Origin of the sequence: Bifidobacterium ramosum (assembly GCF_009299505.1) — a bacterium.
GTDB classification, from domain to species: Bacteria; Actinomycetota; Actinomycetes; order Actinomycetales; family Bifidobacteriaceae; genus Bifidobacterium; species Bifidobacterium ramosum.
In genome coordinates, this window is sequence record NZ_WBSM01000002.1 from 18,474 (window position 1) to 32,432 (window position 13,959).

The 13,959-nt window shown below is 63.6% G+C and carries 16 protein-coding genes; 13 read left to right on the forward strand and 3 right to left on the reverse strand.

All coding sequences use genetic code 11. The features are described from left to right. Positions 1-157: 157 nt before the first annotated feature. Complete coding sequence (locus DSM100688_RS02880; protein ID WP_152357672.1) at positions 158-1,285, reverse strand: ROK family transcriptional regulator; 1,128 nt, start codon at positions 1,283-1,285, stop codon at positions 158-160. 415 nt (positions 1,286-1,700) lie between these two features. On the opposite strand from DSM100688_RS02880, the gene adhE reads away from it, so the two are divergent. Continuing rightward, a complete protein-coding gene (gene adhE / locus DSM100688_RS02885) occupies positions 1,701-4,433 on the forward strand; it encodes a bifunctional acetaldehyde-CoA/alcohol dehydrogenase (RefSeq protein ID WP_152357673.1) in 2,733 nt (910 codons plus the stop codon). 982 nt (positions 4,434-5,415) lie between these two features. On the opposite strand, the gene budA is transcribed toward adhE, so the two are convergent. Next, on the reverse strand, positions 5,416-6,180 hold the full coding sequence (gene budA / locus DSM100688_RS02890; protein ID WP_152357674.1) for an acetolactate decarboxylase: 765 nt from the start codon (positions 6,178-6,180) through the stop codon (positions 5,416-5,418). 435 nt (positions 6,181-6,615) lie between these two features. Beyond that, positions 6,616-7,461 carry a YwiC-like family protein gene (locus DSM100688_RS02895; protein WP_152357675.1) on the reverse strand — a complete coding sequence of 282 codons (846 nt, stop codon included), beginning with the start codon at positions 7,459-7,461 and terminating at the stop codon, positions 6,616-6,618. Between the two features lie 291 nt (positions 7,462-7,752). Between DSM100688_RS02895 and DSM100688_RS02900 the strand changes: the two genes are divergently transcribed. The 12 genes from DSM100688_RS02900 (at position 7,753) to rpsQ (ending at position 13,921) form a co-directional block, all read left to right on the forward strand. Beyond that, positions 7,753-8,436, forward strand: coding sequence for a hypothetical protein (locus tag DSM100688_RS02900; RefSeq protein WP_152357676.1), 684 nt, complete (start codon positions 7,753-7,755; stop codon positions 8,434-8,436). A 235-nt stretch (positions 8,437-8,671) separates the two neighbouring features. Next, positions 8,672-8,980: a 30S ribosomal protein S10 gene (gene rpsJ / locus DSM100688_RS02905; RefSeq protein ID WP_003808013.1), complete on the forward strand. Its 309-nt coding sequence runs from the start codon at positions 8,672-8,674 to the stop codon at positions 8,978-8,980. Positions 8,981-8,997: 17 nt separating this feature from the next. After that, positions 8,998-9,645, forward strand: coding sequence for a 50S ribosomal protein L3 (gene rplC / locus DSM100688_RS02910; protein WP_152357677.1), 648 nt, complete (start codon positions 8,998-9,000; stop codon positions 9,643-9,645). Positions 9,646-9,662: 17 nt separating this feature from the next. Continuing rightward, positions 9,663-10,328, forward strand: coding sequence for a 50S ribosomal protein L4 (gene rplD / locus DSM100688_RS02915; RefSeq protein ID WP_152357678.1), 666 nt, complete (start codon positions 9,663-9,665; stop codon positions 10,326-10,328). Between the two features lie 5 nt (positions 10,329-10,333). Continuing rightward, positions 10,334-10,630 carry a 50S ribosomal protein L23 gene (gene rplW, locus DSM100688_RS02920; RefSeq protein ID WP_152357679.1) on the forward strand — a complete coding sequence of 99 codons (297 nt, stop codon included), beginning with the start codon at positions 10,334-10,336 and terminating at the stop codon, positions 10,628-10,630. 36 nt (positions 10,631-10,666) lie between these two features. After that, entirely contained in the window at positions 10,667-11,497 is an 831-nt protein-coding gene (gene rplB / locus DSM100688_RS02925; RefSeq protein WP_152357680.1) for a 50S ribosomal protein L2, read from the forward strand. Positions 11,498-11,512: 15 nt separating this feature from the next. Next, positions 11,513-11,791 (forward strand): 30S ribosomal protein S19, encoded by a 279-nt coding sequence (gene rpsS, locus DSM100688_RS02930; protein ID WP_003814508.1) that lies wholly within the window; start codon positions 11,513-11,515, stop codon positions 11,789-11,791. Positions 11,792-11,808: 17 nt separating this feature from the next. Continuing rightward, on the forward strand, positions 11,809-12,168 hold the full coding sequence (gene rplV / locus DSM100688_RS02935; RefSeq protein ID WP_152357681.1) for a 50S ribosomal protein L22: 360 nt from the start codon (positions 11,809-11,811) through the stop codon (positions 12,166-12,168). A 2-nt stretch (positions 12,169-12,170) separates the two neighbouring features. Next, complete coding sequence (gene rpsC, locus DSM100688_RS02940; protein WP_152357682.1) at positions 12,171-12,980, forward strand: 30S ribosomal protein S3; 810 nt, start codon at positions 12,171-12,173, stop codon at positions 12,978-12,980. A 4-nt stretch (positions 12,981-12,984) separates the two neighbouring features. Further along, entirely contained in the window at positions 12,985-13,404 is a 420-nt protein-coding gene (gene rplP, locus DSM100688_RS02945; RefSeq protein WP_094730272.1) for a 50S ribosomal protein L16, read from the forward strand. Beyond that, positions 13,404-13,661, forward strand: a complete 258-nt coding sequence (gene rpmC / locus DSM100688_RS02950; protein ID WP_152357683.1) for a 50S ribosomal protein L29 — start codon at positions 13,404-13,406, stop codon at positions 13,659-13,661. Before rplP ends, rpmC begins: the two co-directional genes overlap by 1 nt. Further along, positions 13,661-13,921 carry a 30S ribosomal protein S17 gene (gene rpsQ, locus DSM100688_RS02955; RefSeq protein WP_152357684.1) on the forward strand — a complete coding sequence of 87 codons (261 nt, stop codon included), beginning with the start codon at positions 13,661-13,663 and terminating at the stop codon, positions 13,919-13,921. Before rpmC ends, rpsQ begins: the two co-directional genes overlap by 1 nt. Positions 13,922-13,959 lie beyond the last annotated feature (38 nt).

A 13,959-nucleotide genomic window follows, 5' to 3' on the forward strand; every position in this document is an offset into this window, starting at 1 on the left:
CGCTGAGGAGCGTGTTCCGCGGGCGTTTTCTGCCAGTCCGGTTGCTGCGTGGCGGTTTTCGCTCGCTAGGAGGGGCGTTAGCGAGTGTTTTCTGCCACGCGGGGAGGGCTTACGGCGCTATGGCGGATGCCGGTGCTGTGCGGGGAGGGGCGCGGCGTCACGCGGCGATGCCGGCGATGTCGGCCAGGTAATCGGCGACGAACCGCAGCGCCGCGCCGACGATGTACTGCCGGTCGTCGCGCAGGCTCTTGCGTAGGACGAATCCCGCCATGCCGGGCGGCGTGCGTTCCGCGACGCGCCGGTGCAGGTCGGCGATGTCGTCGTCATCGAGATAGGTCGCCGCCTCGCCGCCGACGATTACGTCGCCGGCCACGATGGTCCGCGCGTTCGCGATCGCCTGCGCCACGTAGTCCAGCCACGTGTTCATGCGCTCGCGGTGATGCGTCTCGCCCTGTTCGAGCACGCTGAAGAAGCCGGGGATGCTTTCGTAGTCCTCGGGCAGCGTCTGTGGCGAGCAGTACGCGCTCATGCAGCCGCGTCGGCCGCACGTGCATTCGCGGCCGTCTGGCACGAGCGTCATGTGTTCGATCGCGCCGTTGCGGTGCGTGATGGCGGTGTCGCCTCGTCGTGCTGGTTGATGCAGTCGGCCATCGATGATGAGCGATCCGCTGGGTTGGCGATCGAGGTAGAGGCAGATCGCGTCGCCGAGCGTCGGGTCGAACCATGCTTCGGAGGTGGCCGATGCGTCCGCGGGGTGGATGGTGCCGCACGGGTGCCGCACGATCTGTTCGAGTGGTATGGCCGCCGGGGTGCGCAGACATAGGCCGATGCCGAGGATGATGTCGTCGGATGCGGATGCGGTGGTGCCGCGGCGGTGCGGTGCGGCGGTGCTGTCGGCGAATTCGTTGACGATGATGCCGACGCGCTGCCAGTATGCGGCGTCGTTGCGATAAGGGAGCGTGCGGCTGAGTTCGGTGACGGTGTCGCCGTACAGGTCGATCGCCCGCACCGTGACGGTAGTGGTCGTGGTCGCGAGTCCGATCGCGAGCCGGTGACGTGGGTTGAAGGCGTAGGATCTCGCCTTGCGGCCGCCGGTGGACCGCTGCAGCGCGTCGGGGGTGACGATGCCGCGTGCGGCCAACTCCCGCAGGTGCTGCGTGATCGTGGGGGCGCTCAGACCGAGTTCCTGCGCCAGTTCCTGTTTGGTGGCCGTGCGGTGTTCGTAGAGATGACGGATGATGGCGGTTCGGGCGCGTGCGTTGGGTGCGGGGTGAGGCGACGTCATTGGCGGCCTTTCGCGGGATGTGGATGCGGTTGCGATGGTGGATACCAGCATACTTTATAAAAGTCATTTTGTATAACTTGGTTTGACAATATGACTTCTGTAAAGGCACTTTAATAAAGTGGTATCGCCGACATGTGCGTTCGCTTGTGATGTCGACGGAAAAAGCGAACAAAACACGGCGGAAATCCTGATTTTGGTACTAACTTGTCATAAATCAACCTTATAACGAACAAAAACAAGACAGAAACGCACATGAAACGCCGCGGTTGGTGTGCGTGTGCGATACGAACAGTCGTTCGGTAGATTGTGACGCAGGCCACAAAAACGGCGGTTCGATACGAACGCCGCGCGGCCGGTGCGACCGGTCGCCGCCGTGGCGGAACGTAAGTTGCTCCGAGCAAGTCAAGGAGGATTCATGGCAGAAGCACAGCAGGCCGAGGCCCCCACCAAGCCGACCCCTGAAGAGAAGAAGGCGGCCGCCGAGGCCGAGGTCGACGCGCTCGTCAAGAAGGGCCTCAAGGCCCTCACCGAGTTCGAGAAGCTCGACCAGAAACAGGTTGACCGCATCGTCGCCAAGGCGTCCATCGCCGCGTTGAACAAGCACCTCGTGCTCGCGAAGATGGCCGTCGACGAGACCGGCCGTGGTCTTGTGGAAGACAAGGCCACCAAGAACATCTTCGCGTGCGAGCACGTCACCAACTACCTGGCCGGACAGAAGACCGTCGGCATCATCCGCGAGGACGACGTCATGGGCATCGACGAGATCGCCGAGCCGGTCGGCGTCGTCGCCGGCGTCACCCCGGTCACCAACCCGACCTCCACCACCATCTTCAAGTCGCTCATCGCGCTCAAGACCCGCTGTCCGATCATCTTCGGCTTCCACCCGTTCGCGCAGCAGTGCTCCGCCGAAGCCGCTCGCATCGTGCGCGACGCGGCCATCGAGGCCGGCGCCCCGGCCGACTGCATCCAGTGGATCGAGCACCCGTCCATCGAAGCCACCGGCGCGCTCATGAAGCACGACGGCGTCGCCACCATCCTCGCCACCGGCGGCCCGGGCATGGTCAAGGCCGCATACTCCTCCGGCAAGCCGGCCCTCGGCGTCGGCGCCGGCAACGCCCCGGCCTACGTCGATGCGGACGTCGACATCGTGCGCGCCGCGAACGACCTGATCCTGTCCAAGCACTTCGACTACGGCATGATCTGCGCCACCGAGCAGGCCATCATCGCCCACAAGGACATCTACGATCCGCTGGTCAAGGAACTCAAGCGTCGCAAGGCGTACTTCGTCAACGACGAGGAGAAGGCCAAGCTCGAGCAGTACATGTTCGGCTGCACCGCGTTCTCCGGCGGCACCCCGAAGCTCAACTCCGTCGTGCCGGGCAAGTCCCCGCAGTACATCGCCAAGGCCGCCGGCTTCGAGATCCCCGCCGACGCGACCATCATCGCCGCCGAATGCTCCGAGGTCTCCGACAACGAGCCGCTCACCCACGAGAAGCTCGCCCCGGTGCACGCCGTGCTCAAGGCCGATAACAAGGAGCAGGCGTTCGAGATGTGCGAGGCCATGCTCAAGCTCGGCGCCGGCCACACCGCCGCCATCCATACCAACAACGAGGCGCTCGTGCGCGAATACGGCCTGCGCATGCACGCCTGCCGCATCATCTGGAACTCCCCGAGCTCGCTCGGCGGCGTCGGCGACATCTACAACGCCATCGCCCCGTCGCTCACCCTCGGCTGCGGCTCCTACGGCGGCAACTCGGTGTCCGGCAACGTGCAGGCGGTCAACCTGCTCAACATCAAGCGCATCGCTCGGAGGAACAACAACATGCAGTGGTTCAAGATCCCGGCCAAGACCTACTTCGAGCCGAACGCCATCAAGTACCTGCGCGACATGTACGGCATCGAGAAGGCCGTCATCGTGTGCGACAAGGTCATGGAGCAGCTCGGCATCGTCGATAAGGTCATCGACCAGCTGCGCGCCCGTTCCAACCGCGTCACCTTCCGCATCATCGACTACGTCGAGCCGGAGCCGAGCGTCGAGACTGTCGAACGCGGCGCCGAGATGATGCGCGAGGAGTTCGAGCCGGACACGATCATCGCGGTCGGCGGCGGCTCCCCGATGGACGCGGCCAAGATCATGTGGCTGCTGTACGAGCACCCGGAAATCTCCTTCTCCGACGTGCGTGAGAAGTTCTTCGATATCCGCAAGCGTGCCTTCAAGATCCCGCCGCTGGGCAAGAAGGCCAAGCTCGTGTGCATCCCGACCTCGTCCGGTACCGGTTCCGAAGTCACGCCGTTCGCCGTGATCACCGACCACAAGACCGGCTACAAGTACCCGATCACCGACTACGCGCTCACCCCGTCCGTCGCGATCGTCGACCCGGTGCTCGCCCGCACCCAGCCGCGCAAGCTCGCGTCCGACGCCGGCTTCGACGCGCTGACCCACTCGTTCGAGGCATACGTGTCCGTGTACGCGAACGACTTCACCGACGGCATGGCGCTGCACGCGGCCAAGCTCATCTGGGACAACCTGGCCGAGTCCGTCAACGGCGAGCCGGGTTTGGAGAAGACCAAGGCGCAGGAGAAGATGCACAACGCCGCTACCATGGCCGGCATGGCGTTCGGCTCCGCGTTCCTCGGCATGTGCCACGGCATGGCGCACACCATCGGCGCGCTGTGCCACGTCGCCCACGGCCGCACCAACTCCATCCTGCTGCCGTACGTGATCCGCTACAACGGCCAGGTGCCGGAGGAGCCGACCTCGTGGCCGAAGTACAACAAGTACATCGCCGACGAGCGCTACCGCGACATCGCCATCAACCTCGGCATCGACCCGGGCAAGACCCCGGCCGAAGCCGTCGAGAACCTGGCCCGCGCGGTGGAGGACTACCGCGACAACAAGCTCGGCATGAACAAGAGCTTCCAGGATTGCGGTGTGGACGAGGACTACTTCTGGAGCGTGCTCGACCAGATCGGCATGCGCGCCTACGAGGACCAGTGCGCCCCCGCGAACCCGCGCATCCCGCAGATCGAGGACATGAAGGACATCGCCATCGCCGCGTACTATGGCGTGCCGCAGGCCGAAGGCCACCGCATCCGCGTCGAGCGCGAGGGCGTGGCCGCCACGGAGGAGGCCTCCGAGCGCGCCTGAGCCGCGGCAGCTGGCTGAGAACGCGAGCTGAGTGAGCTGGTCGAGGGGAGTCCATCCGCAAGGGTGGGCTCCCCTTTTGCGACCTCCACCCCCTACGGACACGGCGTTATCCGGCGTAGGGCCAGACTTCGAAACTCACGCGTACCCCGCCCCTTGCGGACACGGCGATATCACGTCATGCCTCCCTTCCCTCTTCTACGGACATACAGCCGATTTTGCGTCCTGAGCGGCTGTATGTCCGTAGCGATGAATTACAACGGCGCGTGGAACTGCCGTAAGCGTCTACGCTCTCTCCCCTTAACGGGCTCGGCAGTCCCACAGTTCCAGCTTCACCCTCTGTCCCTATCCTCCTAACGGACATACAGCCGATCCGGCCCATGGATTTGGCTGTATGTCCGCAATAGTCGGGATGCCCGGAGGCATCTCCGGTCGTAATCGTGGTCTGACTTCGGTTTTTCGGATATCTTGGGGCGTCGTGGGTGGCGTGTCGTTTTGCGGGGGGAGTGGTTTGCATCTCGACGGATCGTTCGTTGGGTGATTCCGGCTGCTTCGATACGGTGTATGGACCATCTTGTGATAGTTGGCGTTCGTGATCATACATGAATGAGTGCTCCCCGCACCCGCGGGGATGATCCCGCGGAATCGGCGGTCGACTGCGCGTTCGACACATGCTCCCCGCACCCGCGGGGATGATCCCTGCATCTGAATGCCGCGTCGTAGCGCGTCCGTGTGTTCCCTGTTGCCATCCCTGCAACCCTCACCCTCTCCTACGGACATACAGCCGACCAAGACGCAAAATCGGCTGTATGTCCGTTGAAAAGGTAAGCCGAAACATCACGTGGGTCCGCCATAAGCGCGCGTGGCCACCTCCTTCAACGGACAACCAGCCGAAATCACCCCTGAAATCGGCTGGTTGTCCGTTAAAGAGAAAAGGAGGGCCGGCGTTGAGAGCGGCGAGACATCTGTGGGAAGACTGTCCGCCTCAGCGCTTGGTGTCGCCTTCGGCACTGGTGATCGCCTCGGCGATCGGATCGTGGCTGAAATCATGCTCGCGGTAGCTGGGATCGTCCACCGGCAGATGCTGCACCAGCGTATCGAACACCTGACTGTAGATCTTTCCGTGATCGAGCACCGCGTCCAGCACGTGCCCGCCAAACGTATGATCGTCGGACAGGAAATGCTCGTGGAACCCGGCAACCGCCGCGCCGTGGAACATGACTGGCGAAAAATAGCCGAGCATCGTGCCCTTCACATCGTGCCGCAGGAACATCGCCTGCCGGTCGGCCACCTCAACCAGCGTCGGGTACGGGGCCTGCTGTTTGATCACCGCGCGCGTCTTGATAAAGCTGAACGTGCCGCGCACGATCACCGAGAAGAACGTGTTCGCGCGGCCGTTCGCCTCGACGATGCGCCGGTTGAGCTCCTTGAGTCCGATGTCGCTGCGTTCGCACTGATATTGGAACGCGGCGTGGTGCACGTTCGCGAACGGCATGGTGAAATCATCTGGCACGCGTTCGGCCACACCGCTGCTGCCGACCTTGTACGCCACGCCGTCGAGGATGATGAGCTCGCCGTCGAGTCCTTCGCCGGTGCCGATGCCGGTGTCGCCGTGCGTGAGCAGGTCGCCGATGGTCGTGGTGCCTTCGAGCAGGCCGGGCACGAGCAGGGCGAGCGTGCCGTGCTGGTACAGCTGGTTGGCGTGGTGCGCCGTGATGGGTCTGATCTGGGAGCCGCGTGATGATGTCACGGGATTCACGATACGGCGTATGGTTTCGGCGGATTCGCGTCCGTCTCAAGTGGTGTCCGTGACTCGCGTCACATTGTTTCCCGCAACGTACATACAGTCGATCCGGGTACCTAAATCGGCTGTATGTCCGTTAGAAGGGGAGTGACGCGACGATAACGATGGTTTTATATGCGGATATACGGACCTATATATAGTCGCGATCTATCTTCTCCAACGTACATACAGTCGATCCGGGCAGGTAAATCGGCTGTATGTACGTTGGAGGGGGAGCGGCGTTGAGAGGAGTATCTAGCCGTATGGCTTATTCCCTGACGTACATACAGCCGATTTTGGTACCCGGATCGGCTGTATGTACGTTGAAGATGGATGCGTGCGGATCATTTGTCATTGTGCCCGTCAGAACGGTGCGGCAGAACGGTCCGTCAGGGCGGCGCGTCAGAATGTCGTGATGACGGCGACGAACGTCAGCAGGCTTGAGACCAGCTCGACCATGCCGACGACGACCGGCCTGAGCCGGCGCCGCCGCGCGATCAGCGGCAACGCGATCGCACGTGCCATCAGCCAGGCGGCGTCGATCGCCAGCGCCACGAACAGTAGGCCGAATCCCAGCGCGCCCCACAGGCCGAACGTCACCGCCGCCAGCACCGCATGCCATCCCCACGACGCCAGCAGATACGTGCGGTTGCCGCGTTCGCGGATCATCGTCTTCACGAACAGCACCGACCCGAACTGAACGAGCAGGAACACGACGGTCGCCGGCAGCCCGCCGTTGGCCAACGCCGGGAGCGCGGCGCCATTGGCCAGCGTGCCGAACGAGGCGACGACCATCGCCATCGCGCAGGCGGCGACGATCGCGACCGCGTTGCCCCACAGCGTGCGCTCGCGCCGCAGCCACGCCGCCGCGAACGACAGCGCGGCCAGCACCAGATACAGCGGCGCCCACCACAGCACGCCAGGATGGACGATCACGAACGGCAGCCCGACCATCACCAGCAGCACCGTATAGATAACGGTCGGCGGCAGGTACCGGCGCGCGAACCGCGACCGGATCCACCGTGCGGCCGTGAACTGCACGCAATAGCACAGCATCCATGCCGCGAACAGCCAGACCGTGGCCGCGTTCGGCCCGCCGACGACCATGCCGGCCAGCGCGGGCAGCAGCGCCATCGCCCATGCGCCGGGCTGGTCGGGGATCCAGTCGTGTGCGGTCGTGCGTCGTGCGGTCGTAGCGCGGTCGGCGGGGCGTGGTTCGTGCGGCTGCGGCGTCGTGGTCGTGTTCATGGTTCATACGGTAGGGGAGTGCGCGGCGACGCGCCAGCGTGCGGGGCGATGGACGGTGGCCGGCCGGCGACACTCGGCGGTGTGGTGCCAGGTCGGCTGCGACCGGCCGTTTGCGCCCGTCGCGTCGTGTCCGGCGGGGCATCCGATTGTGGACAACCGCACGGTAGTTGTCCACAATCGGTTGTCCACAAAAAATGTGGATAGACACGCCGAGTGTGGATAACCCGTACCGTTCGACCACATACCCCGAAATCATGCAGGTATCCGTGCCGTAGCCGATACGGTACACGTATGAGCGCGAATACGACACTGACCGAATGGTGTATTGGCAACGAACGGCGGCGGCTGTACGTGTGGGGTCGAACGGAGTCCGAACGTCGGTCCCTGCGCCGCCGCGCGCAGTCCGGCGAACTGGCGCGCGTCGGCCACGGCTGTTACGTGCGCGGCGAGATGTGGGATCGGCTGAGCGCGGCGGAACGGTACCGGTGGCTGGTGCGGACGTTGTCGGTACGGCATCCCGATTGGATGTTCGGCGGCATCACCGCCGCCGTGATGTACGGAATCACCGATTCGGCACGGCACCTCGGCGCGTTGCATCTCGCCGTGAATCAGGAACGGTGTGGGAAGGATCGCGGCGATGTTCGGTACTGTCTGCTGCCGGATGATGAGTGCGGACGTTCGGCGACGGTGGGCGGGGTGCGGGTGACGCCGCTCGGGCGCACGGTGTTCGATTGTCTGCGACGATTGGATTTCCCCGACGGGATCGTCATGGTCGAATCGGTGCTGCGGCAGGGGATCATGACGCGCGACGAGATGCGGTCGCACTGTCTGACGCTGCCGGGACGCCATCGTCTGCGGGCCCTGCTCGCGGTGGAGCAGGCGCCCGGCGACACCCGCGACGACGATGAGGCGTACGGCTACGGCGTCATGGTCGAACGCGGCCTCGTCACGCCGCGACACGCCCGAACTCCTTAAGGGTAGGCCTAGTGCTTTAATAAACAAGTTGCCTGATTTGGGCTCGCATATTGGAATCAAAAAAGCGAGCGCGGAGCGGGGGTCCACGAGAGTGGACGAACGCATGCCGCGCACTGATGTGGTTTGGCCACAGGATGCACCTCGTGAGGGGTGTCTTCTGCTGCGGCCAGGTCCGCCGGTGCCCTTGAAGCAGGCTGGTAAACAGTACACGAATCGCTAGAAAGGGCGGACGGCAATGGCGGGACAGAAAATCCGCATCAGGCTTAAGTCCTATGACCACGAGGTCATCGACCAATCGGCGAAGAAGATCGTCGAAACGGTGACGAACGCGGGCGCAACTGTGGTTGGCCCGGTTCCGCTCCCGACCGAGAAGAACGTCTTTGTTGTTATTCGTTCTCCTCACAAGTACAAGGATTCTCGCGAGCACTTCGAGATGCGCACGCACAAGCGCCTCATCGACATCGTGGACCCGACCCCGAAGGCCGTGGACTCCCTGATGCACATTGATCTGCCCGCAGATGTCAACATCGAGATCAAGCTGTAAGGGAGGAGGGAACCACTATGACTTCGCAGAGAGGTAGCCACAAGGCTCTGCTGGGCAAGAAGCTCGGCATGACTCAGATCTGGGACGAGAACGGTTTCTTCGTCCCCGTCACCCTCGTTGATGTGTCCACCAACGTGGTGACCGCCGTCAAGTCCGACGAGACCGACGGCTACAAGGCCGTGCAGATCGGCTATGGCCAGATCGACCCGACCAAGGTGACCAAGCCGCTCGCCGGCCACTTCGCCAAGGCCGGCGTCACCCCGCGTCGCCACCTCGTCGAGGTGCGCACCGAGGACGCCGCCGAGTACGAGCCGGGCCAGGAGCTGTCCATCGACTTCTTCCCGGAGGGATCCGAAGTCGACGTGACCGGCACCACCAAGGGCAAGGGCTTCGCCGGCACCATCAAGCGCTGGGGCTTCAAGTCCTACCGTCGTTCTCACGGTTCTCACAAGAACGAGCGTCGTCCGGGTTCTGTTGGCGCATGCGCCACCCCGAGCCGCATTCTCAAGGGCAAGCGCATGGCCGGCCGCATGGGTCACGTGACCGCGACCGCTCAGGGCTTGACCGTCATGTCCGCGGATGCCGAGAACAGCATTCTCGCCATCAAGGGCGCGATTCCGGGCCCGAAGGGCGGCATCGTTCTCGTCCGCACGGCAGTGAAGTAAGGGGAGTTTGATCAATCATGGCAAACGTTACTCTGAACGTGTCTGACGCCAAGGGCGCTACCACCGGCACCGTCGAGGTTCCGGCCGACATCTTCGGCCACACCGCCGAAGAGGTCCAGGACCGCATCCCGCTGATCCACCAGGTCGTCGTGGCCCAGCTGGCCGCTGCCCGCCAGGGCACGCACGCCACCAAGACCCGCGGCATGGTCTCCGGCGGCGGCAAGAAGCCGTGGAAGCAGAAGGGCACCGGTCGTGCTCGTCAGGGCTCCATCCGCGCCCCGCAGTGGTACCACGGCGGCACCGTGTTCGGTCCGCAGCCGCGCGACTACTCGCAGCGCACCCCCAAGAAGATGAAGGCCGCGGCCCTGCGCTACGTCCTGTCCGATCGCGCCAACGCCGGTCGCGTCGCCGTTGTGGACTTCGGCATCACCGATACCCCGTCCACCAAGGCCGCCGTCGCCGCGCTGTCCCCGATCACCGAGAACAAGTTCACCACGGTGGTGTTCTCCCGCGAAAACATCAACGAGTGGCTGTCGGTCCGCAACATTCCGACCGTCCACCCGATTTTCGCCGATCAGCTCAACACGTACGATGTGGTCACGGCTCAGTACGTCGTCTTCACCAAGGAGGGCCTCGACGCCTTCCTCGCTGGTAAGACCGAGCCGGCCGTCAAGGAGGCCTGATCAGTATGGTCGCTATTCACAAGCCCGCACACGACGTCATCCTGAAGCCTGTCGTCTCCGAGAAGAGCTACGCCTTGTCCGATCGTGGCCAGTACACCTTCGTGGTGGCCCCGAACGCGAACAAGGTGCAGATCAAGCAGGCTATCGAAGAGATCTTCAAGGTGAAGGTGACGAGCGTCAACACCCTCAACCGCGCTGGCAAGAAGCAGCGCACCCGCTTCGGTTTCGGCCAGCGCGTCTCCCAGAAGCGCGCGATCGTGACCGTCGCCGAGGGCCAGACGATCGACATCTTCGGCAACTGAAGGCTAGCCGAGAAAAGTTAAAGGAAGAACTATATTATGGCTATCCGCGTTTATAAGCCGACGACTGCAGGCCGTCGCAACGCTTCCGTCTCGGACTTCTCCGAGCTCACGCGTTCCACGCCTGAGAAGTCGCTGGTTCGCAAGCTCACCAAGACCGGCGGCCGCAACTCCTACGGCCGTATGACCTCCCGCCATCGCGGCGGCGGCCACAAGCGCCAGTACCGTCTCATCGACTTCCGTCGCTGGGACAAGGACGGCGTGCCGGCCAAGGTCGCTCACATCGAGTACGACCCGAACCGTTCCGCCCGCATCGCGCTGCTGCACTACGCAGACGGCGAGAAGCGCTACATCATCGCCCCGGAAGGCATCAAGCAGGGTGATGTGATCGAGACCGGCGCCCAGGCCGACATCAAGCCGGGCAACAACCTGCCGCTCAAGAACATCCCGACCGGTACCGTGGTGCACGCCATCGAGCTCAAGCCGCTCGGCGGCGCGAAGATCGCGCGTTCCGCCGGTGCCGCCGTCCAGCTCGTCGCCAAGGATGGCGCCTACGCCCAGCTGCGTATGCCGTCCGGCGAAATCCGCAACGTGGACGCCCGCTGCCGTGCCACCGTCGGTGAGGTCGGCAACTCCGACCACGCCAACATCCAGCTCGGCAAGGCCGGTCGCGCCCGTTGGATCGGCAAGCGTCCGTGGACCCGTGGTGAATCCATGAACCCGGTCGACCACCCGCACGGCGGTCGTACCCGCGGTGGCAAGCCGCCGGTTTCTCCGTGGGGCAAGGGCGAAGTTCGTACTCGCCGTCCGAAGAAGGCTTCGAACAAGATGATTGTTCGTCGTCGTCCGAATGGTAAGAACCGCAAGTAAGGGAGTGTCGAGTAGATGACTCGTAGCATCAAGAAGGGCCCCTTCGTCGACGCCCACCTGCAGAAGAAAGTCGACGAGCAGAACGAGAAGGGCACCAAGAACGTCATCAAGACGTGGTCCCGCCGTTCGATGATCACCCCTGATTTCATCGGACACACGTTCGCTGTTCATGACGGCCGCAAGCACGTCCCGGTGTTCGTCACCGAGGCCATGGTCGGCCACAAGCTCGGTGAGTTCGCCCCGACCAAGACCTTCAAGGGTCATGTGAAGGACGACAAGAAGGCCCGCCGCTAAAGGATAAGGAATAGAACATGGAAGCTAAAGCAATCGCTCGTCACGTCCGCGTGACGCCGCGCAAGGCTCGCCGCATGGTCGACCTCATCCGCGGCAAGCAGGCGACCGAAGCCGTCACCATTCTCAAGTTCGCCCCGCAGGACGCGTCCCTCCCGGTTCGCAAGGTCCTGGAGAGCGCCATCGCGAACGCTCGCGTGAAGGCCGACAAGGCCGGCGAGCCGTTCCGCGAGAACGACCTGATCGTCAAGGAGACCTATGTGGATGAGGGCGTGACGCTCAAGCGTTTCCGCGCTCGTGCCCAGGGCCGTGCCGCTCGTATCAACAAGCGCACCGCGCACATCACGGTCGTCGTCGCGTCTAAGGAAGGAGCCCGCTAAAGATGGGTCAGAAGATCAATCCCTTTGGCTACCGCCTGGGCATCACTGAAAACCACCGCTCCAAGTGGTTCTCCGACTCCAACAAGCCCGGCGAGCGCTACAGCGACTTCGTCCTCGAGGACGACAAGATCCGCAAGGAAATGAACAAGGACCTCGAGCGTGCGGGCGTGTCCCGCATCGTCATCGAGCGTACCCGCGACCGCGTGCGTGTGGACATCCACACCGCCCGTCCGGGCATCGTGATCGGCCGCCGTGGCGCCGAAGCCGAGAAGGTTCGCGCCAAGCTCGAGAAGCTCACCGGCAAGCAGGTCCAGCTCAACATCTTCGAGGTCAAGAACGCCGCTCTGGACGCCCAGCTCGTCGCGCAGGGCATCGCCGAACAGCTGACCAACCGCGTGACCTTCCGTCGCGCGATGCGCAAGGCTCAGCAGGACGCGATGCGCGCCGGCGCCAAGGGTATCCGCATCAAGCTCTCCGGCCGCCTCGGCGGTGCGGAAATGAGCCGTTCCGAGTTCTACCGCGAGGGTCGCGTTCCGCTGCAGACCCTGCGCGCCCTGATCGATTACGGCTTCTTCGAGGCCAAGACCACCTACGGCCGCATCGGCGTCAAGGTGTGGATCTACAAGGGCGACATGACCGAGCGTGAGTTCGAAGAGCAGCAGCAGGCGCAGCAGAACAGCCGCCCGGGCCGCCGTGGTGGCGATCGCCGCCCGCGCCGTGGCAACCGTAACGCCGCCGCCCAGCAGCAGGCCGAGGCCCCGAAGGCCGAGACCGCCGCCGAGGCTCCTGCCGCAACGGAAACGAAGGAGTGAACTGATGCTTATCCCGAAGAGGACTAAGTACCGCAAGCAGCATCGTCCGGTCCGCTCTGGCATGTCCAAGGGCGGCAACGAGATCGCGTTCGGCGATTTCGGTATTCAGGCGCTCGCGCCGGCCTACGTGACCAACCGTCAGATCGAGGCCGCCCGTATCGCCATGACCCGTTACATCAAGCGTGGCGGCCGTGTGTGGATCACGATCTTCCCGGATCGCCCGCTGACCAAGAAGCCGCTGGGCACCCGAATGGGTTCCGGTAAGGGCACGCCGGAGTTCTGGATCGCCAACGTGCGTCCGGGCCGTGTGATGTTCGAGATCGGTGGCGTTTCGGAAGACGTCGCTCGCGAGGCTCTGCGCCGCGCTATCGACAAGCTCCCGATGAAGTGCCGCATCATTGCGCGCGAAGGTGGTGATATCTGATGGCAATCGGTACCGCTGAATATGCAATCAAGAATCTGAACGAGAAGACCAACGAGGAGATCGAAGGTTTCCTCAAGAAGTCCAAGGAAGAGCTGTTCAACCTGCGCTTCCAGCACGCGACTGGTCAGCTCGAGAACACTGCCCGCCTCAAGGCGGTCAAGCACGACATCGCCAGGATGTACACCGTCCTGCGCGAGCGTGAGCTCGGCATCAGCCAGGCGCCCGAGGCATCCGACACGAAAGCTGAGGAGAAGTAATGGCTGAAGAGCGTAACTTCCGCAAGGTTCGTCGCGGTTACGTCGTGTCCGAAGCAATGGACAAGACGATCACCGTCGAGCTCGAGCAGCGTTCGACCCACCCGCTGTACGGCAAGGTCGTTCGTTCCACCAAGAAGGTCAAGGCCCATGATGAACACAACGACGCGCACGTTGGCGACCTCGTGAGTATTATGGAGACTCGGCCCCTGAGCAAGACCAAGCGTTGGCGTCTCGATTCCATCATCGAGCGCGCTAAGTAACAAGTTCGGCAAGGCTCCGCGAGTCACCCCGCCCATGC